This window comes from Stutzerimonas nosocomialis (assembly GCF_005876855.1).
Lineage (GTDB): Bacteria > Pseudomonadota > Gammaproteobacteria > Pseudomonadales > Pseudomonadaceae > Stutzerimonas > Stutzerimonas nosocomialis.
The window spans coordinates 123,334-148,571 of sequence record NZ_QLAE01000001.1 but is presented as its reverse complement, the minus strand read 5'-3'; the positions used below and the strand labels follow the sequence as shown (position 1 = coordinate 148,571).

The 25,238-nt window shown below is 67.9% G+C and carries 15 protein-coding genes; 3 read left to right on the top strand and 12 right to left on the bottom strand.

The genetic code is table 11. The annotated features are described in order from the left end of the window. Positions 1-45: 45 nt before the first annotated feature. From DN824_RS00595 to DN824_RS00565, 7 genes are all read right to left on the bottom strand, one after another. Complete coding sequence (locus DN824_RS00595) at positions 46-942, bottom strand: peptidoglycan DD-metalloendopeptidase family protein (protein ID WP_138406448.1); 897 nt, start codon at positions 940-942, stop codon at positions 46-48. Between the two features lie 150 nt (positions 943-1,092). Beyond that, positions 1,093-1,995 carry a response regulator gene (locus tag DN824_RS00590; RefSeq protein ID WP_138406447.1) on the bottom strand — a complete coding sequence of 301 codons (903 nt, stop codon included), beginning with the start codon at positions 1,993-1,995 and terminating at the stop codon, positions 1,093-1,095. Between the two features lie 125 nt (positions 1,996-2,120). After that, a complete protein-coding gene (phoU, locus tag DN824_RS00585; protein ID WP_138406446.1) occupies positions 2,121-2,849 on the bottom strand; it encodes a phosphate signaling complex protein PhoU in 729 nt (242 codons plus the stop codon). A gap of 113 nt (positions 2,850-2,962) precedes the next feature. Continuing rightward, entirely contained in the window at positions 2,963-3,793 is an 831-nt protein-coding gene (gene pstB / locus DN824_RS00580) for a phosphate ABC transporter ATP-binding protein PstB (RefSeq protein WP_138406445.1), read from the bottom strand. 97 nt (positions 3,794-3,890) lie between these two features. Continuing rightward, positions 3,891-5,561: a phosphate ABC transporter permease PstA gene (gene pstA, locus DN824_RS00575; RefSeq protein ID WP_138406444.1), complete on the bottom strand. Its 1,671-nt coding sequence runs from the start codon at positions 5,559-5,561 to the stop codon at positions 3,891-3,893. An 82-nt stretch (positions 5,562-5,643) separates the two neighbouring features. Next, complete coding sequence (locus DN824_RS00570; protein WP_138406443.1) at positions 5,644-7,920, bottom strand: ABC transporter permease subunit; 2,277 nt, start codon at positions 7,918-7,920, stop codon at positions 5,644-5,646. Between the two features lie 163 nt (positions 7,921-8,083). Beyond that, positions 8,084-9,052, bottom strand: coding sequence for a PstS family phosphate ABC transporter substrate-binding protein (locus DN824_RS00565; RefSeq protein WP_138406442.1), 969 nt, complete (start codon positions 9,050-9,052; stop codon positions 8,084-8,086). A 218-nt stretch (positions 9,053-9,270) separates the two neighbouring features. On the opposite strand from DN824_RS00565, the gene DN824_RS00560 reads away from it, so the two are divergent. Continuing rightward, the gene (locus tag DN824_RS00560) at positions 9,271-9,672 is read left to right on the top strand and encodes an acyl-CoA thioesterase (protein ID WP_138406441.1); all 402 of its coding nucleotides are present in this window, start codon (positions 9,271-9,273) and stop codon (positions 9,670-9,672) included. Between the two features lie 10 nt (positions 9,673-9,682). Here DN824_RS00560 and DN824_RS00555 read toward each other — a convergent pair whose 3' ends face one another. Continuing rightward, the gene (locus DN824_RS00555) at positions 9,683-10,885 is read right to left on the bottom strand and encodes a GGDEF domain-containing protein (protein WP_138406440.1); all 1,203 of its coding nucleotides are present in this window, start codon (positions 10,883-10,885) and stop codon (positions 9,683-9,685) included. A gap of 166 nt (positions 10,886-11,051) precedes the next feature. Between DN824_RS00555 and DN824_RS00550 the strand changes: the two genes are divergently transcribed. Further along, entirely contained in the window at positions 11,052-11,960 is a 909-nt protein-coding gene (locus DN824_RS00550) for an AEC family transporter (protein ID WP_138406439.1), read from the top strand. A 22-nt stretch (positions 11,961-11,982) separates the two neighbouring features. Here DN824_RS00550 and recD read toward each other — a convergent pair whose 3' ends face one another. The 3 genes from recD to recC form a co-directional block, all read right to left on the bottom strand. Continuing rightward, entirely contained in the window at positions 11,983-13,830 is a 1,848-nt protein-coding gene (recD, locus tag DN824_RS00545; RefSeq protein WP_138406438.1) for an exodeoxyribonuclease V subunit alpha, read from the bottom strand. 118 nt (positions 13,831-13,948) lie between these two features. Next, positions 13,949-17,497, bottom strand: a complete 3,549-nt coding sequence (gene recB / locus DN824_RS00540; protein WP_138406437.1) for an exodeoxyribonuclease V subunit beta — start codon at positions 17,495-17,497, stop codon at positions 13,949-13,951. Then, complete coding sequence (gene recC / locus DN824_RS00535) at positions 17,494-20,763, bottom strand: exodeoxyribonuclease V subunit gamma (protein WP_138406436.1); 3,270 nt, start codon at positions 20,761-20,763, stop codon at positions 17,494-17,496. The genes recB and recC overlap by 4 nt, the downstream gene beginning before the upstream one ends. 215 nt (positions 20,764-20,978) lie before the next feature. Between recC and DN824_RS00530 the strand changes: the two genes are divergently transcribed. Further along, positions 20,979-22,691, top strand: coding sequence for a Na/Pi cotransporter family protein (locus DN824_RS00530; RefSeq protein ID WP_138406435.1), 1,713 nt, complete (start codon positions 20,979-20,981; stop codon positions 22,689-22,691). Here the strand turns inward: DN824_RS00530 and DN824_RS00525 are convergent. After that, the gene (locus DN824_RS00525; protein ID WP_138406434.1) at positions 22,639-25,191 is read right to left on the bottom strand and encodes a TRAP transporter permease; all 2,553 of its coding nucleotides are present in this window, start codon (positions 25,189-25,191) and stop codon (positions 22,639-22,641) included. The genes DN824_RS00530 and DN824_RS00525 overlap by 53 nt on opposite strands. Between the last annotated feature and the right edge of the window lie 47 nt (positions 25,192-25,238).

The window sequence follows — 25,238 nt, the reverse complement described above, 5'->3', positions numbered from 1 at the left end:
AACCTTCTCCGGAATCGGCCCGCTACGCAAGCCGAGCGAAGCGGATCACTCGCCGCCGACGGCGAAGTTCGGCAGGCTGTTGACCGGCTGTGCGAACTGGAAGGGAATCGACTCGACCGTCAGCCCGACGTTGCGCTGGACCACGAAGTGCAGGTGGGGGCCGGTGCTGTTGCCGGTGTTGCCGGAGCGCGCCAGCGCGCTGCCAACCTCGACGCGTTGCCCTTCGCGCACCTTCACCGAACCCTTCATCAGGTGCAGGTAGACGCCCATGGTGCCGTCGTCGTGGAGGATGCGCACGAAATTGCCGGCGGGGTTGGTGCCCCGCCCGCTCTGGCTGTTCTCGATCTTGACCACCATGCCGCCCCGCGCGGCGACGATGGGCGTGCCCTCCGGCATGGCGATGTCCATCGCGTAGCGCCCCTTGGGCGTGAAATGGCTGTACTTGCCGTTGGCGCCCTGGGTCAGGCGGAACGGGCCACCCAGCCAGGGCAGCGGATAATCGTAGGCCTTGGGCACCAACCGCGGGTCGCCCATCGCATAGCGCAATTTTGGGGTGTACCTGAGGGGTTCGTTCGGGTCACGTGGCGTCAGCGTGGCCAGGCGGATCTTGCTGCGCGGCGGCAGCACCCAGCGGATCGGCTTGTCCGGTGCGCCGACGGCGTTCCTCACGCCTTCGAGCTTGAGCTCGATGTCCACCGGGGCGAACAGGTCATTGCGCACCAGCAGGGTCTCGCCGCCCGCGTGCTTGCGGGTTTCGAGCTGCACCTGGTTGTCGAGCTGCTCGACCATGCGGTCACGGAACACGAACACCTGCGCGCCCGGCGCCGCCTGGTCACTGTAGGTCACCACGCCATTGGGGTCGGTGTACTTGTAGATGGTGAGGGCCATGGCAGGCACGGCCAGCCCACACAATCCAAGGAAAAGGAGGATGCGCCCTAGCATAACGACAGCGTTCTAATAGTTTTGTGTTGGTGCCTGGAGACTACCAGTGCCGCCGCCTCCAGGCGAGACGGCGACTGTCGAGGGTGTGATCCCGGTCCGCTTGCGAGCGGCCAGGGTGACGAACGGTGTGACCGGATGCCGTCGAGTGTCTCAGGCGCCGGGGATGAAGTGCTTCTGCGCCGAGCCGCGGGCGATCAGGCGCGACAGGTAGTCGAGCTTCTGCGGATCGCGGTCGACGAAGCGGAAGGTCAGCTGCAGCCATTCGCTGTCGGGCTTGGGCTCGAAGGCGGCGACCGCATGCAGGTAACCGTTGAGGCGCGCCACCTCGGCCGCTTCGCCCTGCTCCAGATCCAGCACCGCGCTTTCCAGCACCTGCGGCAGCAGCTCGCCGCGACGCACCACCAGCAGCGCGTCCTTGAGGCTGAGGGTCTTGATCACACAGGCGAGGTTGCCCGACGAGAGCCGCAACTGGCCCTGCCCACGACCGGCAGGCGCGGCACTCGGGGCGGCCGCCGCCGGTGCGGCACGCGGCGTGGCCGGTTGCGCGGGGCTGGCGGGAGCCGCGGGCTTGATCACCTCGGCCTTGCCGCCGGTGAGCGCGGCCAGCGAATCGTTGGCCACACCCGAGGACAGTGCCCGGGTCGGCGCACTGGCGGCCAGCGCATCGAGCTTGCCGGCACGGCCGAGGGCCTTGCGGACCTTGGTGGTCAGCTGGTCGTTGGAAAACGGCTTGCCGATGAAGTCGGAAACGCCGGCCTGGATCGCCTGGACGACGTTTTCCTTGTCGCCGCGGCTGGTGACCATGATGAAGGGCACCTGCTTGAGCGTGTCCTGGCTGCGGCACCAGTTGAGCAGCTCGAGCCCGGACATCTCCGGCATTTCCCAGTCGCACAGGATCAGGTCGAACGGGTCCCGGGCGAGCATCTGCTGGGCCTTGCGACCGTTGACGGCTTCATCGATGTGAATACCCGGAAAGTGGTTGCGCAACCCCTTCTTCACCAGATCGCGGATGAATGGCGCATCATCCACGACCAGCACACTGACCTTGCTCATCGACTACTCCTGCTCGAATGGCCGCAAGCATAGCCGTAACGCAAGGGGCCGAGAAAGGCGTGGTGCGCAGAATCGCGCGGGCAGCGGAACCGTCAATCGGACCGCCCCGCCCTGCCGCGCCGGACTCAGTTGCTTTCGCCGCCGGACACTTCTTCCTTCATCCGCGCCAGGCCCAGGTGGCGGACATCGGTACCGTGCACCAGGTAGATCACCAGTTCGGCGATGTTGCGCGCATGATCGCCGATGCGCTCGAGCGAACGCAGCGCCCAGATCACGCTCAGGACCCGGGAAATCGAACGCGGATCTTCCATCATGTAGGTGACCAGCTCGCGCAGCGCGGTCTTGTATTCGCGGTCGACGGTCTTGTCGTATTGCGCGACCGAGAGCGCGAGGTCCGCGTCGAAACGGGCGAAGGCATCCAGGGCTTCCTGGACCATCTTGCGCACCTGGTCGCCGATATGACGCACCTCGACGTAGCCACGCGGCGATTCGCCTTCTTCGCACAGCTGGATGGCGCGCCGGGCGATCTTGGTCGACTCGTCGCCGATCCGCTCCAGGTCGATCACCGACTTGGAGATGCTGATGATCAGTCGCAGGTCGGAGGCCGCCGGCTGACGCCGCGCGAGGATGCGCACGCACTCCTCGTCGATGTTGCGTTCCATCTGGTTGATCTGGTCGTCGAGCTCACGCACCTGCTGAGCCAGCCCGGAATCGGCATCGATCAGGGCGGTCACGGCGTCGTTGACCTGCTTCTCTACCAGCCCGCCCATTGCCAGCAGGTGGCTGCGAACCTCTTCCAGCTCGGCATTGAACTGCTGGGAAATATGATGGGTATGGCTGTCTTTATTGATCATCTGGATTCGCTCCGCGAAAGCTGGAAGCTTGAAGCCGAAAGCTTGAAGCTCGAATGTCTGCACCCTTCTTCCAGCTTCAAGCTTCTGGCTTCAAGCTGGCGCGCCCTGCGCGCTTAACCATAGCGTCCCGTGATGTAGTCTTCCGTCTGTTTCTTGGCCGGGTTGGTGAACAGCGTGTCGGTGTCGCCATACTCGATCAGCTTGCCCATGTACATGAACGCCGTGTAGTCCGAGACGCGCGCGGCCTGCTGCATGTTATGGGTCACGATGACGATGGTATAGCGGGCCTTGAGCTCGTAGATGAGCTCCTCGACCTTCAACGAAGAGATCGGGTCGAGGGCCGAGCTCGGCTCGTCGAGCAGCAGCACTTCGGGCTGCACGGCGATGGTCCGGGCAATCACCAGGCGCTGCTGCTGGCCACCGGAGAGTCCCAGTGCCGACTCGTGCAGACGGTCCTTGACCTCGTCCCACAAGGCGGCGCCCTTGAGCGCCCATTCGACGGCCTCGTCCAGCACCCGCTTCTGCTTGATGCCCTGGATGCGCAGTCCGTAGATCACGTTCTCGTAGATAGTCTTGGGGAACGGGTTGGGCTTCTGGAACACCATGCCGACGCGACGGCGCAGGTCGGCGACGTCCTCGCCCTTGCGGTAGATGTTGTGGCCGTCGAGGTTGATCGCCCCTTCGATGCGGCAGCCGTCGACCAGATCGTTCATCCGGTTGAAGCAGCGCAGCAAGGTCGACTTGCCGCAGCCGGACGGCCCGATGAAGGCGGTGACCCGCTGCTTGGGAATGTTCAGGCTGACGTTGTGCAGGGCCTGCTTCTCGCCGTAGAACAGGCTCAGGTCCGGCACCTCGATGGCGACGGTTTCCGATTGCAGGTTCAGCGTGCGCTTGTCGCGGCCCAGCGCCGAGATGTCGATACCATGGGTAGACGTGGTTTGCATGGGGATCACTCCGGGTAGAGCTTTGAGCTCAAAGCCGGAAGCTGGAAGTCGAAGCGCTCTTGCTTCCAGCTTCCGGCCTCTAGCTTCCAGCTAGCGTTTAATGGTCCAGCGCCTTGTACTTCTCGCGCAGGTGGTTGCGGATGTACACCGCCGTGAAGTTCAGGGTCGCGATCACCAGCACCAGCAACAGCGCGGTCGCGTAGACCAGCGGCCGTGCGGCCTCGACGTTGGGACTCTGGAAGCCGACGTCGAAAATGTGGAAGCCCAGGTGCATAATCTTCTGGTCGAGGTGCAGGTAAGGGTAGTTGCCGTTGAGCGGCAGGCTCGGCGCGAGCTTGACCACGCCGACCAGCATCAGCGGCGCCACCTCGCCGGCTGCCCGCGCCACCGCCAGGATCAGGCCGGTCATCATCGCCGGGCTGGCCATCGGCAGCACCACCTTCCAGAGCGTCTCGGACTTGGTCGCCCCGAGGGCCAGCGAGCCTTCGCGCAGGATTCGCGGAATACGGGCCAGACCTTCCTCGGTGGCCACGATCACCACCGGCAGGGTGAGGATCGCCAGGGTCAGCGAGGCCCACATCAGGCCCGGCGTGCCGAAGACCGGCGCCGGCGCGGCCTCGGGATAGAACAGCCGGTCGATCGAGCCGCCCAGCACGTAGACGAAAAAGCCCAGGCCGAACACGCCGTAGACGATCGAGGGCACGCCGGCGAGGTTGTTCACCGCGATCCGGATGATGCGGGTCAGCAGGCCCTGCTTGGCGTACTCGCGCAGGTAGACCGCCGCGATCACACCGAACGGGGTGACGATCACCGCCATGATCAGGGTCATCAGCACGGTGCCGAAGATGGCCGGGAAGATGCCGCCCTCGGTGTTGGCCTCACGCGGCTCGGCGCTGACGAATTCCCAGAGCTTCTTGAAATAGAAGCCCAGCTTCTCGAGGACCGACATGGCATTGGGCTGGTAGGCACGCACCACCTTGCCGAGGCTGAACTCCAGTTCGCGGCCATCGACCGTGCGCACCGTGACGGTGTCGCGGTTGAAGCCCTGGTGCAGCTCGGTCAGCTCGCGCTCGAGCACCACGTACTGGGCATCCCATTCGGCGCGCTCGGCGTCGAGGTCGGCCTGGGCCGTCGCGTCGAGCTGGCTGTCCAGCTCCAGGCGGCGGGTCTTCAGACGCAGGCGCTCCATGCCATGGTTGATGCGGCCGATGTCGACCTTCTCGAGGCGAGCGATCCGGGAATACAGCTCGTCGATGCGGTCGATGCGGCGCTGCAGCTCGCCCCAGGCGTTTTCGCCTTCGGCCACCAGCTGGCCGTTTTCCTTCACCGAAACCAGGTAGCCATAGAAGTTGCCCCACTCGCGACGCTCGATCGCGACCAGCTCCTGTGGCTTGCGCTCGTTCTGCAACCACTCCCCGATGACCCAGGAGAAATCGGCGCCGTAGACTTCACGGTTGCCCACCTTGAGCAGCTCGCGGGTCATGAACTCGCCGCCTTCGACATCCACCGGCAGGCCGGCGGCCGCCAGGCGGGCGCGCGGCACTTCCTCGCGCTGGGTCACCTCACCGGCGAGCACGCGCGGCTCGGCGCCGGGCATCACGTAGTCGGCGACGACCACGTCGGCCGGCCAGAAATGCGCCAGGCCGCGCACGGCGATCAGGGCCAGCAGGCCCAGGGTCATGATGACCGCGATGGACACCGCACCGGCGTTCATCCAGATCCAGGGCGAGCCGCTCTTGAACCAGGTTTTCACGGATTCCTTCTTCACCGACCTTCACCTTCTTGAGTCGCTTGCGCAGCACTTGCGAGGCTGCGACGCCCCGCCCTGCGGCGGGGAGTGTCTGGGTACATCACAGGCTGGCGTACTTGCCGCGCAGCCGCTGGCGGATCAGCTCGGCCAGGGTGTTCATCACGAAGGTGAACATCAGCAATACCAGGGCGGCCAGGAACAGCACGCGATAATGGGTGCTGCCGACTTCGGATTCGGGCATTTCCACCGCGACGTTCGCCGCCAGCGTGCGCATGCCTTCGAAGATGTTCGCCTCCATGATCGGCGTGTTGCCGGTGGCCATCAGCACGATCATGGTTTCGCCGACGGCACGCCCCATGCCGATCATCAGCGCCGAGAAGATGCCCGGGCTGGCGGTGAGGATCACCACCCGCACCAGCGTCTGCCAGGGCGTGGCGCCCAGCGCCAGGGAGCCCAGGGTGAGGCTGCGCGGCACGCTGAACACGGCGTCTTCGGCAATCGAGTAGATCGTCGGGATCACCGCGAAGCCCATCGCCAGGCCGATCACCAGCGCGTTGCGCTGATCGAACGGGATGCCCATCTCGTTGGAGAGCCACAGCCGCACGTTGCCACCGAAGAACCAGTTCTCCAGGTGCCCGCTGATCGACAGCGAGAACCAGGCGACACCGAGGATCACCGGGATCAGCAGCGCGGCTTCCCAGCCGTCCGGCACCAGCAGGCGGATGCGCTCGGGCAGGCGGCTCCAGAGGAAGGCGGCGAGGATGATGCCCACCGGCATCAGCAACAGCAGGCTGAAGATGCCCGGCAGGTGCAGCTCCAGGTAAGGCGCCAGGAACAGGCCGGCGAAGAAGCCGAGGATCACCGTTGGCAGCGCTTCCATCAGCTCGATGACCGGCTTGATCTTGCGGCGCAGCGGCGCGGCCATGAAGTAGGCGGTGTAGATCGCCGCGCAGATCGCCAGCGGGGCCGCCAGCAACATGGCATAGAACGCGGCCTTGAGGGTGCCGAACGCCAGCGGCGCCAGGCTCAGCTTGGGCTCGAAGTCGCTGTTGGCCGAGGTCGACTGCCAGACGTAGTCCGGCTTGGGATAGCTCTCGTACCAGACCTTGCCCCACAGCGCGCTCCAGGAGATTTCCGGGTGCGGGTTGTCGATCGACAACAGCTGCAGCTGGCCATCGGCCTCCACCAGCAAGCGGTTGGCCCGGGGCGACAGCGCGCCCTTGACCGGGCCGTCGCTGATCGACTGGTCGAGCAGCGTGCGGTGAGCGGTGCTGTGGAAAATGCCGAGGGTGCCTGCGTCGTCCAGCGCCAGGAAGCCCTTGCGGCGCTCCTCCGGCAGGATCTGGCGGATCGGGCTGTCGCCCAGACGGAAGTTGCGCACGTTGCGCAGCTCCGACTTGCCGTCGCCGTCGCGCACCATGAACCACTGGCTGATGCCGCCGCGCGAATCGCCGACCATCAGCGAGATGCCACCGAGCAGCGGGGTCACGTTGGTGATTTCGGCATTGCCCTGCAGCAGGCGATAGCGGCCGTTGAGGCTGCGCCGACGCAGGTCGAAGACGTCCGCGCTGTCCTGCCCGGTGAAGGCGTAGAGCCACATCTGGCGCGGGTCGATGATCAGCGACCTGATCGGCTCGGACAGCTGCGGCAGGTTCAGCCGATCCTCTTCGATCGTGCTTTCCCCGGTCAGCATGTTCTCCGTGCGTTCGAGGCTGACCACGTGCAGATCATTGCCGGTGACGCCCGCCACCATCAGCGTCGAGCCGTTGAGGCTCACCGCGACCTGCTCGATCGCCCGGCCCTGCGCGTCGAGCGTGACGGGCTCCTGGCCGAAGGGATACGTGAGTTCGGGGGTGATGGTCTTCTGATTGTTGGGATAGGTCACCCGATAGGCATCCTGGACCACCAGCGCCTGGCCATTGCTCAGGCCGACCACGAAACGGCGGCTGCCGGGGGTGTCGCGGCTGACCGACGCGATCTGGCTGCCTTCGGGCAGCGGCAGCGCCTGGCGGGCCAGCGCCGCGCCGCTGGCGATGTCGAAGAACTGCGCCTGCCCGGTGCCGTCCAGACGCATCGCCACCTGGTTCTGCTCCTCGATGGCCAGCAGCAGCGGCTCGCCGGACTCGGCCAGCCAGGTCGGACGCTGCGCCTCGTCGGCCTCGACGCTGGCGCCCTGGAACATCGGGAACACCACCTGGGCGAGGTAGAAGAAGATCAGCGTGATGGCACCCAGCACGGCCAGGCCGCCAATGGTGACGTACCAGCGCGCGAGGTGGTCCTTCAGCGCGCGGATGCGGCGCTTGCGCTGCAACGCGGGGGTATCGAAGTCCAGGCGTTGCAGTTTCGAATGTGTGGTCATGTGCTCGATGTCATTCATGCCAAGGGTTCCTGGACCATCGGTCCGTCGGGACGCCTAATTTAATAACGCCGTGTGACAGAATAATTACAGCCTGATGACGCAGCGAAGCCCGCCAACGCGCAATGCGTGGCGGGCTTCGCGTCAGGCCTGCTTCGACGCTGCAGGCCGGGCGCCGGGCGTCTTAGAGACCCAGGTCCTGCATGGCCTTGTCGACCACTTTCTTCGGCAGCGGGATGTAGCCGTCCTTGACCACGACGTCCTGACCCTGCTTGGAGAGCACCAGTTTGATGAACTCGGCATCGATCGGCGACAGCGGCTTGTTCGGCGCCTTGTTCACGTAGACGTAGAAGAAGCGAGCCAGCGGGAACTTGCCGGCCAGGGCGTTATCTTCGCTGGCTTCGAAGGCTTCGCCGCCCTTCTTCGACAGCGGCACGGCGCGGACGCTGGAGGTCTTGTAGCCGATGCCCGAGTAACCGATGGCGTTCAGGGTGCTGGAGATGGACTGCACCACCGAAGCCGAACCCGGCTGCTCGTTCACGTTGGACTTGAAGTCGCCCTTGCACAGCGCTTCTTCCTTGAAGTAACCGTAGGTGCCGGATACCGAGTTACGGCCGAACAGCTGGATCGGCTTGTTCGCCCACTCGCCGGTCAGACCCAGGTCACCCCAGGTACGGATGTCCTTCTCGCCACCGCACAGGCGGGTGCTGGAGAAGATGGCGTCGACCTGAGCGATGTCCAGGCTCTTGATCGGGTTGTCCTTGTGGACGAACACGGCCAGGGCGTCGATGGCGACCGGCACGGCGGTCGGCTTGTAGCCGTACTTCTCTTCGAAGGCCTGCAGCTCGTTGTCCTTCATGGGGCGGCTCATCGGGCCCATGTTGGCGGTGCCTTCGGTCAGGGCCGGCGGTGCGGTGGAGGAACCTGCTGCCTGGATCTGGATGTTGACGTTCGGGTAGCTGCGCTTGAACTCTTCCGCCCACAGGGTCATCAGGTTGGCGAGGGAGTCCGAACCGACACTGGACAGGTTGCCGGAAACACCGGAGGTCTTTTCATAGCTTGGCAGGGCCGGGTCGACCGCAGCGATCGCGCTGGCAGCGCCCACACCAGCGGCTACGAAAGTCAGGGCCGCCATCAAACGATTCAGTTTCATTCCATGCTCCTAGCAAGGTGTGTTCAGTGTTTGGAACGGGGGCCAGTATCAGCAGGCCGTGTGAACACTCTATGAACCGAATATGACAATTAGGTGACGCAACGGCGCTCGTGAACTTTTTCCGAGCGGTCGCCCCATTCATATGGCAGCCGCTATACTCGCCTGCCGCATTCCAGCGGCCTTCGCGCCAGAAACACAATCGCGCCGCGAGTCGAACGATGAACGAATACGAACAGGAAGATCCGATCCCCCAGGGCGACCTCGCCCTGCAGATCACCGCGCTGCCACGGGAAACCAACGGCTTCGGCGACATCTACGGCGGATGGCTGGTCTCGCAGATGGACCTGGCCGGCACCGCCATGGCCAGTCGTGTGGCCTCTGGCCGCGTGGCGACCGTGTCCATCGACCGGATGGCGTTCATGGTGCCGGTGGCCGTCGGCGCGCAGCTGTCCTTCTACACCCAGACGCTCGAGGTGGGTCGCAGCTCGATCCGCATGCTCGTCGAAGTCTGGAGCGACGACCCGCTTTCCAGCGAGTGGCGCAAGGTCACCGAGGCGGTGTTCGTCTTCGTCGCCATCGACGGCAGCGGCCGCACCCGCCCCCTGGCGCCACGCCGCTGAAACGGCAGCGCTAGGGCAGCATCGGCTCGGGGCCGTGCAGCACGAAGCGGTCCTTGCCGCCCTGCTTGGCCTGATACAGCGCGGTATCGGCACGCTTGTAGAGCGCTCCCTCCGACTGCTCCGGCGCGAGCACCGCGATGCCGATGCTCACCGTGATCGGCGTCCCCTTCGCCTCCGCTGGATGCTGCAGGCCGCTGTCCTTGAGGGCCTGGCGGATCTGATCGGCGAGCCGTGCGGCCGCTTCGCCATCGCAGTCGTATAGCAGCAGCGAGAATTCCTCCCCGCCCACCCGCGCCGCGACGTCCAGCGGACGGCGCGCGAAACCCGCCAGCAGGCCGGCGAAGCGCCTGAGCAGCTCATCGCCGGCCGGATGTCCGAGCAGGTCGTTGTAGGCCTTGAAGTTGTCCAGGTCGAGCAACATGAGGGTCAGCGCCCGACCCTCGCGATGCGCCAGCGCAGCCAGGCGCCGCAGCGAACCGTCGTAGCTGCGGCGGTTGGCCAGCCCGGTGAGCGCATCGTGCTCGGCCACCCAGCCGAGCAGTTTGCGCACCAGGAACTGCTCGCGCTGCGAATATTCGTGCCCGTAGCGGCCGATCGCGCCGATGAACAGCAGCAGCACGTAATAGCTGATGGCGATCCAGTGCTCCGGCATCTGCGCCGGCCGGAGGATGCTGAACGCCATCGCCAGGTCCACCAGCACGATCAGCGAGGCGCTGACCAATGATCGCCAGAACGTGATGCCGAGGAAGACGAACGCGCAGACGATCAGCAGGCCCGCGCCATACCGGAACGACAGCGCCTGCTCGACCGCCGTGTAATGGATGTCGATGCGCGCCGCGATCGCGCCCACCAGCAGCAGCGCCAGGGGATAGAACCACTGGGCCAGCGTACGCGCGTGCCTGCCGCTGAACGTCAGCCCCAGCACCATCAAGCCGACCAGCGCCTGGCAGCCTCGCAGCATGACGAGTTCGACGATCCATTCGGGATCGCCCATGACCAGAAAACTGACTTCGGCATACAGGTAGAGGCTGACCACCAGCAACAGCAGCAAGGCGCCCAGCCGCTGCGAAGCCAGGGCCTGGTCCTGCAGATAATGGCGAAACTCCTGCTCCAGCCCCTTGGCGAACAACAGCCGGCCAAACCCGGCATGCAGCTGGTGCCCATAGGGCGTATCGAGAAACTCGCCAGTCGACTGGCTTTCCTGGGCATCCATCGCGGGACTCGTTACCTGACGAGATGAGTATCGTCATGCCATCGTCACGTAGCAGTGCCGGCTGTCCGAAAGGCGAACCGGGGCGTCGCGCACCGTTGCGACGCTTCGCTTGCCAGCCGTCCCGCCAGCCAGCAAGATTCCTTGACCGTCATAGATGGATGTATCCGTGATTACCCTTCTCCAAGCGCTCTGGCCGCTGTTCGCATTGATCGTCGGCGGCTACGTGCTGCGCCTGCGCAACTTTCCGAGTGAAGCCTTCTGGCCAGGCGCCGAACGGCTCAACTATTACGTCCTGTTCCCGGCACTGTTGTTTAGCAGCCTGGCGACCGCGCCCCTGGACAACCCTTCGCTGCCGGGTCTGGCGATGGCGGTGATGCTCGGCCTCGGCCTGGCCTGGGTGGGCCTGCTCCTGGTCAAGCGCTGGCGCGGCTGGAGCGCGGCGCGCTTCGGTGCCATCGTCCAGGGCATCCTGCGCTTCAATACTTACCTGGGCCTGGCCGTTGTGGGCAGCGTCTTTGGCCAGACGGGTCTGGCACTGGCCGCCCTGATGCTGGCGTTGATGGTCCCGACGGTGAACGTCATGTCGGTCTGGGCGCTGACCGCCGAGCGCGGCATCACGGCGCGCCAGCTGCTGCTGCCGATCGTCAAGAACCCGCTGATCCTCGCCTGCCTGGGCGGCGCGCTGTTCAACTTCGCCGGGTTCGGGCTGATCGGCGGCACCGATCGCCTGCTCAGCCTGCTGGCCACCGCCAGCCTGCCGCTGGGCCTGCTGTGCGTGGGCGCTGCGCTCAAGCCCCAGGAACTCACCGGCGAAGTCCCTTCGCTCGGCTGGAACTGCGCCGTGCGCCTGCTCGCCATGCCGCTGCTCGCCTACGGCGTCGCACGGGTGACCGGGCTTCCGGCGATGGAAACCACCATCCTGGTGCTCTTCTTCGCTCTCCCCACCGCGCCCACCGCCTACGTGCTGACTCGCCAGCTCGGCGGTGACAGCCACCTGATGGCGGGCATCATCACCCTGCAAACCCTGCTCGCCGCGGCCAGCCTGCCGCTGGTGCTCGCCCTGCTGAACGGCTGATCGGGGCGAGCCGCCGCGCGGCTCAGAACAGGCTGAGCTGGTCGCCCTGCGTGACGGGAGCCGGTGTCCCGGCCACCGCCTCGGCGGATCGGGCCGTCACCTCCCGCAGCGCCAAGCGCTCGGCCAGCCCCGCGGCACGTTCGGCGCGGGTGGTCACCGCTTCGGCCAGACGTGCCGGCAGGGCCCAGATCTCGACCTTGCGCTTGGCGCGGGTGATGCCGGTGTAGAACAGCGAGCGCGTCAGCAGCGGGCTGGGCTGTTCCGGCAGGGCCAGCAGGACTTCGGCGAATTCCGAACCCTGGCTCTTGTGCACCGTCATGGCGAAGGCGCTGTCGTGGCTCGGCAGCCGTGCCGGGGCGAAACCGCGATAACCCTCGTCGCCCTCGAAGAACACCCGCAGGCCCTGCTCGGTCTTCAGGCACAGGCCGATGTCGCCGTTGAACAGGCCCAGCGCGTAGTCGTTCTGCCGCACCATCACCGCGCGGCCGGGATACCAGCGCTCGCGGGCCGGCACGCCGAGGCGCCGCTTGAAGCGCGCTTCCAGCGCCTCGTTGATGCCGGTCACGCCGAAGGCACCCTCGCGCTGGGCGGTCAGCGCGCGAAAACCATTGAAGGCCCCGAACGCCGCGGCCGGATCGCCCTGTCGCGTGGCCAGCAGGTAGGCACCGTAGCCCTGTTCCAGCCGCTCGATCAGTGCCGCCGGGCTGGGCGTCGCATTCCAGGCCAGATCCGCGCGGCCTTCCTGCAGCAGTGCGGCGGTGCCCTTGGCGTCGCCGCCGTTGATCCGCCGCGCCAGCTCGCCGATGCCGCTGTCGCCGGCGAAACGATGGCTGTGGGTGAGCAGCACCACGGCATCGCCGAGGCGCGAGCGCGGCGACTCGGCCGCCACCGGCTGGCCGGTGATGCGTTCGAGTTCGCTCGCCGCCCGGGCTTCGAAGCCGCGGCCTTCGCAGAGCTCGGCGAACACCGCACCGGCTTCCACCGCGGCCAGCTGGTCCTTGTCGCCGAGCAGGATCAGCCGCGCCTTGGGCGGCAGCGCGGCGACCAGCTTGGCCATCAGCGCCAGGTCGACCATCGACGCCTCATCCACCACCAGCACGTCCAGCGCCAGCGGATTGGCCGCATCGTGGCGCACCCTGGGGCTGTCGCCACGGCTGCCGAGCAGGCGATGCAGGGTGCGCGCCTCGTCGGGCAGGGCCGCCTTGATCGCGTCGCCGACCGGCAGATCGGCCTTGGCGTTGCGGATCGCTTCGGCCATGCGCGCCGCCGCCTTGCCGGTGGGCGCCGCAAGCCCGATGGCGAGGCGCTCCCCGCCCGGCTGTTCCAGCAGCGCCGCCAGCAGCCGCACCACGGTGGTGGTCTTGCCGGTACCGGGGCCGCCGGAGATCACCGCCAGCCGCCGGCGCACCGCCTGGGCCGCGGCCAGGCGCTGCCAGTCCGGGCGCTGCGTGTTGAAGGCGAACAGCCGCGCCAGGCTGTCGCCAAGCCGTTGTTCGTCCACTGCGGGAATATCGGCCGCGCGGGCGAGCAGCTGCTCGGCCAGTTGCTGTTCGTAAGCCTGGTAGCGGGCCAGATAGAGGCGCTCGCTGGCCAGGACCAGCGGTGCATAGCCGCCGGGCGCGCCCACCAGAGGCGAGGCTTCGAGCTGCGCGCGCCAGGCCGCGAGCGGCGGCAGCGCGAGGTCGACGTCGGGCCAGGGCCGCGTGCCGGCCAGGCGTTCGAGCGGCAGGCAGACGTCGCCCGACGACAGGGCTTCGCAGCACAGCGCGGCAGCGAGCAGCACCGGCTCAGGCGTATCGGGCTCCAGACGTTGCAGGCTGGCGACGAAGGCGCGCTCCAGCGGGCCGAAAGGCAGATCGGCGAAGGTCATCGGGCGCTCCTGAAGGTTGGGGCCTGGGGTGTCCGCGAGGCCGATTCGCGGTCAAGACCGCACCCACGACGGCAAGACCGCGTCCCGAGGGCTCGACCCCGAACACAACTGCACCGCATCACTGTCCCTCCTCGAACAGCCGATCCAGCGCATCGAGCAGCGCATCGTCCGGGCGGGCGAAGTAGACGCCGGCCTCGGGCATGCCGCGCAGGAACAGGTAGAAGGCGCCGCCCAGCTGTTCATCATGGAAATCGACCAGGCGCTGGCGCAGGAAGCGGCGCAGCGCCACCAGGTAGATCAGGTATTGCAGGTAGTAATGCTCGGCCGCGAGCGCCTGCAGCAGCCGCTCGCCGCCGTAGTAGCTGGCGTCCGGGCCGAGCCAGTTGGATTTGTAGTCGGCGATGTACCAGCGGCCGTCGTGCTCGAAGGTCAGGTCGATGAAGCCCTTGAGAAAGCCCTTGAGGCTGTCGAACTCCAATCGGGCCGCCGCCTCGCGCAGCGGCGCGGCCAGGCCGCTGGCCGGGTCGGTGAGCAGCGTGCGCAGCCGCGCCACGTCCAGCTCGCGGACCGGGAAGGTGAAGCCCAGCTCGGGCAGGCGCCTGGTCGATTGCAGCGCAGCGAGCGTCAGGCCCCCGCCGTCCAGATCGGTCTCCAGCACCTGCGTGAGCTGCGCCGTGGCGATCTCCTTCCACTCCAGCGGCAGGCCATAGGCTTGCAACGCCGGCTCGACCAGTTCGGCCAGCTCGCCCTTGCCACGCGCCCAGTCCTCAAGGATCGCGTGCAGGCAGGTACCGGCCCGCGCGCCGCGGGGGAAGGCGAAGAAGCCTGAACCTGGCTCGCCGGCATCGGGCAACGCCAGCGCATCGCGGTCCGGCGCCTCCATGTGCATGCCCGCCGCGAGGCCGGAGAAGCTGCCGATGCGCCAGGCGCTGTAGAGGCCGCGGTCGAGTTGCGACAGCCGACCGGGCGGCGCCGCGCGGCCGCTGCCCTGGGTGCTCGCCTCGCGCGACTCGAGCGGCAGGCAGGCCATGCGGCCCTTGCTCGCCCCGACCAGGCGCTCGATGGCCAGGCGCAGGCTGCCGCCGTCGAGGTCGGCCAGATGGTTGCCCAGTTCGGTCAACGGTTGGGCACCCTCCAGCTCGCGCCCGTGCAGCAGCCAGGCCAGGGCACTGCTGTGCAGGCCTTCGTCCGCCAGGCTGCCATCCTTCTTCGGCTTGCACAGGCACACCGGCCCCCAGTGCAGCCAGAGCCGATCACGGGCGCGGGTCAGCGCGACGTAGGCCAGGCGCAGCTGTTCGGCGAAGACTTCCTGGCGGGCGCGTTCGAGGTTGTCTTCCAGCTCGGTGCTGCCCAGGTCCAGCAGCGGCTGGCCGTCGGCGTCGTGGCAGCGGGCGCTGTCGCGGTTGTTGCCGAGCAGCTTGCCGTCCCAGAGAAAGGGGCAGAACACCAGCGGATACTCCAGGCCCTTGCTGGTGTGGATGGTGACGATCTGCACCCGCTCGGCATCGCTTTCCAGGCGCAGCAGCGCCTCCTCGCCGGCGCCTTCGCTGCCACGCTGGGCATTGAACCAGGCGAGCAACGGCTCCAGCCCCGGGCGCAGCAGGCTCTCGGCCTGCAGCAGTTCGCCCAGGTGCAGCAGGTTGGTCAGCCGGCGCTCGCCATCGACCCGCGCCAGCAGCCGTTCGGCCACCGCCTGTTCGTCGAGCCAGGCGCGGAACACGCGCATGAAGCCCTGCTGCTGCCAGAGCTGGTGATAGCGCTCGGCGGCCTCGCGCTCGGCGTCCCACTGCTGCTGGTCGTCCTGGCAGCGGGCGAGATCGGCGGCGGTGCGGCCCAGCAGACGCGTGGCCAGGGCATAGCGCAGCAGCCCTTCGCGGCCCGGCTCGGCATAGGCGGCGAGCACCGCGGCGAGTTCGCCGGCTTCTTCGCTGCGCCAGACGCTGTCGCGTCCGCGGCGTACGCTGGGCACGCCACGCGCGGCCAGCTCGTCGGCGATCATCCCGGCCTGGCGATGGTTGGCCACCAGCACAGCGATGTCGCCGCCCTTGAGCGGGGCGAAGCCGCCATCCTTGTCGAAGCCTGCGCGTCCCTCGGCGGCCGCGGCCAGCTGCACGGCGATCCGTCGCGCGGTGTCACTGGCCGCCAGCTGCGCGGCGTCACCCTTGCCCAGCGGATCGTCGCCGAGCCAGACCAGCGACAGCGGCGCGGCGTCGTCCTCTTCCACCAGGCGCAGGCGGGCGCGCGGCTTGTCGGCGGCGCCCACCGACGGGTAGCGCAGATCGTGCTGGGCGAACGGCTGCGGATGGTCGAACAGCTGGTTGAGCGCCGCGATCAGGTCGGGGGTGGAGCGATAGTTGGTCGGCAGGTTGAAGGGCTCGCGGTCGGCCTGCTGCTTGGCCGTCATGTAGGTCGCCAGGTCCGCGCCGCGGAAGGCGTAGATCGCCTGCTTGGGGTCGCCGACGAAGCACAGCGAGGCCTCGCTGGCCTTGGCATAGATGCGGTCGAAGATGGCGTACTGGATCGGGTCGGTGTCCTGGAATTCGTCGATCAGCGCCAGTGGATAGGTGGCGCGCAGCGAGGCGGCCAGGTCCTCGCCCACCGGCCCCCGCAGCGCCTGGTCCAGGCGATTGAGCAGATCGTCGAAGGCCAGCAGGCGCTGCGCCGCCTTGCGCTCGGGCAGTTCGCGGTTGAGCCGCGCGAGCAGCGCCACCTGCAGGGCGATCAGCCGCTGCTTGCCGGCCGGCAGCGCCTCGGCCACGCGGTCGGCCAGCTCATCGAGCGCATGGGCCAGTTCGCAGACCGGCGCATCGAAGCCCTTCTTGCAGGCCTTGCTCAAGGCGCGCACGCCGAACTTGGCGGCACCTTCTGGCAGGTCGAACATCACCGCCGGATCGGCGAAATAGGCCTCCAGCTCGCTGCGCCAGGGCTCGAACTTGATGCGCTTGTGGGTGCTCTGGCTGAGCCCGTCATGGGCCATGAGTTCGGCGACCCAGGCCGTGCCGGCCTCCCGCCAGAGCGCCGCGGCCCGCTGCCAGGCCGCCTCGACCGGACGCAGATCGGTGGCGACCACCTCACCCTGCGGCTCGACGCGCAGATAGGGCTTGCCCAGATGGCTGCGCAGCCGCTGGCGCAACCACTGCGGGGTGATCCGGCTCTTGGCGAGAAAGCGCGCCCAGGCCGGGTCGGCGTCGGCCAGTTCGCTGCGCCAGGCATCGGCGAGCAGCGCATCGATGAGCTCGCGGTCATCGGCGGTCAGCTCGGCGTCGAAATCGCCACCGGCCTCGAAGGCCGCATCCTGCAGGGCGCGCTGGCAGAAGCCGTGGATGGTGAAGATCGCCGCCTCGTCGAAGCCATGTACGGCCAGCAGCAGGCGCCGGCGCGAGGCTTCGTCCGGGTAGCGGGCATGCAGGCGATTGAGGAAGTCGTCATCGCTGGGCGTGCCTTCATAGACCGCCAGCAGCTCGGCCAATCGCGCGCGGATGCGTTCGCGCAGTTCGGCGGTGGCCGCCGTGGTGTAGGTCACCACGAGGATCTGCCCCACCGAGAGCTGCCGCTCCAGCAGCAGACGGGCGTAGAGCGCGGTCAGCGTCCAGGTCTTGCCGGTGCCGGCGCTGGCCTCGATCAGCGAGCGGCCCTCGAAGGGCGAGTCGAGCAGGTCGAGTTTCATTGTTCTTCCTCCTCGTCGGCCAGGGCATCCAGCGCCGGGCCGATCAGCTGTTCGGCGAGCGCCTCGAAACGCGCATCCAGCGGGTCGCGGTCGCGAAACGCCAGGGCGTTCCACGGGTCCTCCGACTCGGCGGCGACGGGGCTGAATTCGGCGCCCAGCCAGGCCTCACGGGCGCGCTTGCGGGCGCTGTCGAGCGGTTCGCTGCCGCGGCTCGGCTTGCGGTAACCGCGGGCGAAGGCATGGCTGCTGCGTGGCAGCAGCGGCAACGGCTCGCGGATCGCGCTGCGATAGGCGACGAGCCAGGGTTCGAGCAGCTCGGCCGCGTTGGCCAGCGGACCCAGCTGCCAGTCGCCGGCCGGCGACAGCATCAGGCTGTGGCGCTCGATGCCCGGCGTGGCGGACAGGTTGAGCAACAGGTGACGCAGCCAGAACGGCGGCAGGTCCCATTCGCCGAGGCGGCCGAGCTTCCAGCCGAACAGCCCGCCCGGGGTCACGCCATCGAGCCAGCCGTGCACCCTCACGCCGGCCAGGGTGATGTCCACCGGCAGCGGCTCGGGCACCGCCTCGGGGCGCAGCTCGAACAGCCGCGGCGCAAAGGCGCGCACCGGGCCGCGCAACTTGCCCCACAGCGCCTGGCCCAGCTCGCCGGTGGGCAACCAGCCGGCCGCACAGGCCATGCGGCGCTCCTCCTCGTCGCTCCAGCCGTGCTCCATGGCCTGCAGCGACAGCCGCCGCAAGCCGTTCCAGGCAGGCATTTCCAGGTCGAACGGCTCGTCGCTGGCGAGCGTTTCCTGGTCATCGGCCAGGCGCAGGCCGAGGCGCTGCTCGAGCAGGAAGCGCGCCGGGTGGCGGAAGCACTGCAAGAGCTGCGACGGCTCGATCGTCAGCCAGGCCTCATCGGGTTCGGCGAGCAGGCTGGCGAAGGGTTGCGCCTGCGCTTGCGGCGGCTCGGCCAGGCGCTGGGCGGCGCGGAACCAGGGCAGCGAGTAGCCGGCGCAAGGCGCGCTTGCGAAGTTGCGCGGCGAGAACGGCTGCAGCGGATGGGCGATGAGGATCTTCTGGCTGACCGGCCGCGACGCGTCGGCCAGCACGGCGGTCATGTCCACCGCTTCCAGCACCTCGCTCAGCAGCACCGAGGGCGGCAGCACGGCATTGTCGCGCGGGTCGCGGCCGACATAGGACAGGTACAGCGCCTGGCGCGCCGAGAGCAGCGTTTCGAGCAGCAGGTAGCGATCGTCGAGGCGCCGCGCGCGATCGCCGCGCCGGGGATGGCGGCCGATCAGGTCGAAGCCCGAAGGCGGCGTGCGACGCGGGAAGGCGCCGTCGTCCAGGCCGAGCAGGCAGACCAGGCGAAACGGCAGGCTGCGCATCGGCACCATGGTGCAGAAGGTCACCGCGCCGGTGAGAAAGCCCGAGGCGCCGCCGCCCTGCTGCAGCGCGGCGCTGAGCTGCTGATGCACCAGCTCCAGCTCGATGGGGCGGTCGAGGTCAGCGGCCTGGGCCTGTTCGCGAAGCGCGGCGCAGGCCTGGGACAGCAGCAACAGGGTCTCGCCGGCCTCGCGCTCGTCGAACAGCGTGTCGATCAGCAGCTGCAAGTCATCCGCCCACTCGGCCAGCGGGCGCGGTCGGGCCAGCTGATCGGCCAGCGAGCCGAGCCGTTCGACGAACTCCACCAGCCTTCCGAGCAGCTGCCCGCGCGCGCCTTCCAGGGCGTCCAGCGGCCAGTGCTCGCCGAGCAGCGGCGCACGTTCGCCGGCCAGCTGCGGCGGTGCGGCGAAGCCCAGCAGCAGGCGGTCCAGCCCCTGGCGCCAGGTGAAGGCCGACTCGGCCGGCAGGCCCAGGCGTGCACGCTGGCTGCCGTCGCGGCCCCAGCGCACCCCGGCTTCGCGCAGCCAGTCGCGCACCAGCGGCAGGTCTTCGTTTTCGATGCCGGCGCGCCGCGCGATGGCCGGCCGCTCCAGCCAGGCGAGGATTTCCTCGGCGGCGAAACGGCTCTGCGCCAGCAGCAGGAGTTCGAGGAAGGCCTCGATCAGCGGCACCTCGGCGCGCAGGCTGCGGTCGGCGAGGCTGTAGGGAATCCGCGGGCTGCCCTCGCGCGGCGCGAAGACCGCCTCGATGAAGGGCGCGTAGCGCTCGATGTCGGGCGTCAGCACCACCACCTGGTCGGGGGTGAGCGCCGGATCGGCGGCAAAACGCGCCAAGAGCTGATCGTGGAGGATTTCCACCTCGCGCAGCGGCGAATGGGCGATGTGCACTTCCAGCGAGCGGTCGGCCTCGGCGAGCCGCAGGCGCTCCTCGGGCAGTCGCGTGCGCAGGCGCAGGATGTCGTTCTGCAGCGCATGCAGCAGGCTGTCGTCGCGCAGGTCCTCGTCCTCGGAATACAGGCCGACCTCCTGGCTGCCTTCGCTCGCCGCCAGGCTGAACAGCGAGTCGAAGAAGTCGCGGCCCTGCTTGCCGAGACTGGCCAGGAGCGGATGGCCCACGTCCAGGTACCAGTCTTCGGCACCGCTCTCCGGCTGCCTGGCCAGCTCGCGAATATCACGGATCTCGCCCCAGGCCTCGCGGCTCGGGTTGAGCGCGCAGACCACCACCTCGATATGCCGCGCCAGGCCGTCGAGCACGCGCAGGTGATGCGGCGGCAGGCTGCTGATGCCGAACACCAGCAGCCGTTCGGGCAGGCCCGGCAAGGGCTCGTCGCGGTACAGGCGCTGCAGCAGGTCGCCCAGCAGCCGGGCGCGGTGCGGATGGCCGTCCCGGGTCAGTTCGCGCCAGAGCAACGCCTGCCAGGCTTCGTCGGGACCGAGATCGAGGGTCTCGCCGCGCTCCCAGGCCGCCAGCCAGTCGTCGCGGTACAGCAGGTACTGGTCGAAAACGTCGGCGATCTTCGCCGCCAGGGACAGGCGCCGACGCTCGTCGCCGCCGTCCAGGTATTGCGCCAGGCGCGGCGCGAGTTCGAGGTTGGACGGTTCGCACAACCAGCCGTACAGGCGCCAGGTCAGGGTGGTCGGCGAGAACGCCGACTGCTCCGGCAGGCTGCCCAGCACCGTGCGGCTCAGGTCCCAGACGAAGGCGGCCGGCAGCTGCAGCTCCAGCTGCATGGCGATGCCCTGCTTGCGCGCCAGCTCCAGGGTCAGCCAGCGGCCCATGCCCTGGCTCGGCACCACCACCCGCGCCGGGGCGAACGGGTCGCTCAGGGGCTGGGCGAGCAAGGTGGTCGCCAGTTCGCCGAGGGTTTCAAGGTCAGGCGCGTGGTACAGGGTCAGCATGGGTGGGCAGGCTCGAAAACAGGTGCGCTACAGGTTAACAGTTCGCATCAGCCTGACAGCCTCCCGCGACAGATTGTGTCGTATCGGTCGCGGGCTGCCGCCGCCCGGCGGTCGAAGAAGATGAACGCCGCGCAGGCGGGCGAGTCCACCGTTCATGTTTCTGAAATATTCGGTCTTCGGCCGCCCGCGTGCCGGCGGCCTTCGAGAGCTGTCGTATGTTCACCCTGCTCAATCTTCTCTCCGCCATCGCCCTGCTGATCTGGGGTACGCACATCGTGCGCACTGGCATCATGCGGGTGTACGGCTCGCACCTGCGCCGCCTGCTCGGCCACAGCATGGCGAACGCCCCCATCGCCTTCACCGCCGGGATCGGGGTCACCGCGCTGGTGCAGAGCAGCAACGCCACGGCGCTGCTGGCCATCTCGTTCGTTTCCCAGGGCCTGATGGCACTGCCCACCGCATTGGCGGTCATGCTCGGCGCGGACGTCGGCACGGCGCTGATGGCGCGCGTGCTGACCCTCGACCTGAGCTGGCTGTCTCCGGTACTGACCCTGGTCGGCGTGACCCTCTTCCTCTCGCGCAAGCAGACGCGCAGCGGCCAGCTCGGGCGCGTGCTGCTGGGGCTCGGCCTGATCATGCTGGCGCTGCAGCTGATCGTGGCGGCCGCCGAACCGATCACCGAGGCGCGCGGCATGCGGGTGCTGTTCTCCTCACTGGCGGGCGACACCCTGCTGGCCGTGGTCGTCGGTGCCGTGTTCGCGCTGCTGTCGTACTCGAGCCTGGCCGCGGTATTGCTGACCGCGACACTGGCGAGCGCCGGGCTGATCGGCCTGCCGGTGGCGATCGGCGTGGTGGTGGGCGCCACGGTCGGCAGCGGCGTGCTGGCGTGGATCAACGCCAGCGTGCAATCGCCCGCCGGACGCCGCGTGGCGCTCGGCAATCTGATCTACAAGCTCGTCGGCGTACTGCTGGTGGTGCCCTTCATCGCGCCGCTGGTGGCCTGGATGAACGCCCTCGAGCTCAGCCCGCAGACCCAGGTGATCGGTTTCCACCTGGCCTACAACTGTGCGCGCTGTCTCCTGCTGCTGCCGACCGTCCGACCCGTGGCGGCGCTCTGCGAACGGCTGCTACCGGATCGTCCCGACCACAGCGGCGTGGCCAAGCCGCGCCACCTCGACCCCTCCGACCTGGAGACGCCGAGCCTGGCGCTGGCCAACGCGGTGCGCGAAACCCTGCGCATCGGCGACCTGATCGAAGCCATGCTGCTGCGCCTGCGCGACGTGCTGCATGACGAGGACCGCGAAGCGGCGGCCGAGATCCAGCGCCTGGACGACGACGTCGACGCGCTCTATTGCGGGGTCAAGCTCTACCTGGCGCAGATTCCCCGCGAGGACCTGGCCGAGCAGGAGAGTCGACGCTGGGCGGAAATCATCGAACTGAGCATCAACCTCGAACATGCCGGCGACATCATCGAACGCATGCTGAGCAAGGTGCGCAACCTGAAGACCGCCAAACGCCATTCGTTTTCCGACAGCGGCCTGCAGGAACTCACCAGCCTGCACGGGCTGCTGCTGGACAACCTGCGTCTGGGCCTGAGCGTGTTTCTTTCCGGGGACGAGCAAGGGGCCCGGCGGTTGATCGAGCACAAGCGCGAATTTCGTCGCAGCGAGCGCCAGCTGGCGCACGCCCACGTGGCGCGCCTGCATCAGCGCGTGGTGGAGAGCATCGAGACCAGCTCGGCGCACCTGGAGCTGATCGCGGACATGAAGCGGCTGAACTCGTTGTTCTGCAGCACCGCTTACGCCGCGCTGGAAGGTAGCGGTATCCCGGCTGCGGCGTCGCGCAGCCGGGATACACGAGGCGAGGATGCGCCGGTCAGGCCTTCGCTCGGCGGCGCTGCATCACCACCACCAGGCCGAACAGCATGAGCGAAGGCAGCCAGATCCACTCCTTCGGCCAACGGTCGGTCGGTGCCCGCACGCTGAGGATTTCCTGATCGAACTCCAGGCCGGCCTGGGCGGCCGGGCTGCCGAAGGTCACGTTGTCGACCAGCACCTTGCCGTCTTCCTCCATGAGCATCAGGCCGAGCTTCTCCAGCCGCTCCTCGCCTGTCTCGCCATCGGGGATCGGTAGCAGCAGGACGAACTCGCGCTCATCGCCCACCGCATCCTCGCCCCGCACGCGAAGGCGCAGCTGGCTGTCCTCCTCGACCTCGCCCAGCGCCTGCGCCAGCCCGGCCGGCGGCACGTCGAGATAGGGGTCGTGGATCATGTCCATCCAGAACGCCGGGCGGAACAGCGAGAACGCGATCAGCAGCAGCAACGCGCTTTCGTACCAGCGACTGCGCACCAGGAAGTAGCCCTGGGTGCCGGCCGCGAAGATCAGCATCGCAATGGTGGCGATGATGAAGATCAGCACGCCGTGCCAGAAGTCCACGCCGATCAGCAGCAGATCGGTGTTGAAGATGAACAGGAACGGCAGCGCCGCGGTGCGCAGGCTGTAGTAGAACGCCGTGACGCCGGTGCGGATCGGGTCGCCCTTGGACACCGCGGCGGCGGCGAACGAGGCCAGGCCCACTGGAGGCGTGACGTCGGCCATGATGCCGAAGTAGAAGACGAACAGGTGCACCGCGATCAGCGGCACGATCAGCCCGTTCTGCTGGCCCAGCGCGACCACCACGGGCGCCAGCAGGCTGGACACCACGATGTAGTTGGCGGTGGTCGGCAGGCCCATGCCCAGGATCAGGCTGAGGAAGGCGGTGAGCAGCAGCATCAGCAGCAGGTTGCCCATCGACAGCAGCTCGACCAGGTCGGCCAGCACCAGGCCGACCCCCGTCTGCGACACCGCGCCGACGATGATCCCGGCCGCCGCGGTGGCGATGCCGATGCCGATCATGTTGCGCGCGCCGGTGATCAGGCCTTCGCGCAGGTCGACCACGCCGTCCATGAAGGTCCCGTGCTGGTGGCTGCCATCGGTGCGCAGCAGGCTCAGCAACGGACGCTGGGTGAGCAGGATCACCACCAGCACCATGCTTCCCCAGAACGCCGACAGGCCGGGCGACAGGCGCTCGACCATCAGGCACCAGACCAGCACCACCACCGGCAGCAGGAAATGCAAGCCCGACAGCAGCACCGGACGGGTCTCCGGCAATTGCTCGAGCGGCGCGTTGGGGTCCTCGGCCGGCAGCGGCGGATTGCTCGCCGCGACCTTCAGCAGGCCGATGTAGATGACCACCAGCAGCGCACCGATGACCCAGATCGCCGCGTCGCCCAGGGCCGGCTTGAGCCAGCCGAGCCCGTAGTACACCGCCAGCGACAGGCCGCTGATCAGCGCCGCGCCGAAGGCGAAGCCGATCAGGCGCTGCATCCAGGGCTTGGCCACGTTGCGGCGCGGCAGCGCCTGCAGGCCGAGCTTGAGCGATTCCAGATGGACGATGTAGACCAGCGCGATATAGGAGATCAACGCCGGCAGGAAGGCGTGCTTGATCACCTCGATGTAGGGAATGCCGACGTACTCGACCATCAGGAACGCCGCCGCGCCCATCACCGGCGGCATGATCTGGCCGTTGACCGACGAGGCCACTTCGACCGCGCCGGCCTTTTCGGAGGAGAACCCGGTGCGCTTCATCATCGGAATGGTGAAGGTGCCGGTGGTCACCACGTTGGCGATCGACGAACCGGAGATCAGGCCGGTCATGCCCGAGGCGACGACCGCCGCCTTGGCCGGCCCGCCACGCAGGTGGCCGAGCAGGCTGAACGCCAGCTGGATGAAGTAGTGGCCCGCACCGGCGCGCTCGAGCAGCGCGCCGAACAGCACGAAGAGGAACACGAAGCTGGTGGAGACCCCCAGGGCGATGCCGAACACGCCTTCGGTGGTGATCCACTGGTGGTTGGCCAGCGCGGTCAGGCTGACGCCGCGATGCGCCATCAGGCCGGGCATGTAGGGTCCGGCCAGACTGTAGACGAGGAACAGCAGGGCAATCACCGCCAGGGCCGGGCCGAGCGCGCGACGCGTGGCTTCGAGCAGCAGCGGGATACCGATGCACGCGGCGACCAGATCCGTCGTGGTCAGGTTGCCCGGGCGCTGGGACAGCTGCGCATAGAACAGGAACAGGTACATCGCACTGCCGGCGGCGACGAGCGCCAGGACGATATCCTGCAGCGGGACGTAGTCACGCGGCGAGCGCCTGGTGGCCGGGTAGGCCAGAAAGGCCAGCAGCAGGGCGAACGCGAGGTGGATGGAACGTGTTTCGGTGTCGTTGAATACGCCAAAACCGAGCACGAACGGCAACGGCGAGGCGATCCACAACTGGAACAGCGACCAGGCCAGGGCCAGGCCGGCAATCACCTTGGCCATCATGCCCAGGGGGCTTCTTGCACCCACTTCCTGGGCGATCAGTTCCTCGGTGGACAGTTGCTTGTCTTGCATGGAATGGGACCTGCATTCGGCTAATCGGAGCAAGGCAAAACCCGCGG

What these genes read in the sequence shown, in the direction of transcription:
- DN824_RS00595 (WP_138406448.1), bottom strand. Translation starts at nt 942, where the DNA reads ATGCTAGGGCGCATCCTCCTTTTCCTTGGATTGTGTGGGCTGGCCGTG.
- DN824_RS00590 (WP_138406447.1), bottom strand. Translation starts at nt 1,995, where the DNA reads ATGAGCAAGGTCAGTGTGCTGGTCGTGGATGATGCGCCATTCATCCGC.
- phoU (WP_138406446.1), bottom strand. Translation starts at nt 2,849, where the DNA reads ATGATCAATAAAGACAGCCATACCCATCATATTTCCCAGCAGTTCAAT.
- pstB (WP_138406445.1), bottom strand. Translation starts at nt 3,793, where the DNA reads ATGCAAACCACGTCTACCCATGGTATCGACATCTCGGCGCTGGGCCGC.
- DN824_RS00570 (WP_138406443.1), bottom strand. Translation starts at nt 7,920, where the DNA reads ATGAATGACATCGAGCACATGACCACACATTCGAAACTGCAACGCCTG.
- DN824_RS00565 (WP_138406442.1), bottom strand. Translation starts at nt 9,052, where the DNA reads ATGAAACTGAATCGTTTGATGGCGGCCCTGACTTTCGTAGCCGCTGGT.
- DN824_RS00560 (WP_138406441.1), top strand. Translation starts at nt 9,271, where the DNA reads ATGAACGAATACGAACAGGAAGATCCGATCCCCCAGGGCGACCTCGCC.
- DN824_RS00555 (WP_138406440.1), bottom strand. Translation starts at nt 10,885, where the DNA reads ATGGATGCCCAGGAAAGCCAGTCGACTGGCGAGTTTCTCGATACGCCC.
- recD (WP_138406438.1), bottom strand. Translation starts at nt 13,830, where the DNA reads ATGACCTTCGCCGATCTGCCTTTCGGCCCGCTGGAGCGCGCCTTCGTC.
- recB (WP_138406437.1), bottom strand. Translation starts at nt 17,497, where the DNA reads ATGAAACTCGACCTGCTCGACTCGCCCTTCGAGGGCCGCTCGCTGATC.
- recC (WP_138406436.1), bottom strand. Translation starts at nt 20,763, where the DNA reads ATGCTGACCCTGTACCACGCGCCTGACCTTGAAACCCTCGGCGAACTG.
- DN824_RS00530 (WP_138406435.1), top strand. Translation starts at nt 20,979, where the DNA reads ATGTTCACCCTGCTCAATCTTCTCTCCGCCATCGCCCTGCTGATCTGG.
- DN824_RS00525 (WP_138406434.1), bottom strand. Translation starts at nt 25,191, where the DNA reads ATGCAAGACAAGCAACTGTCCACCGAGGAACTGATCGCCCAGGAAGTG.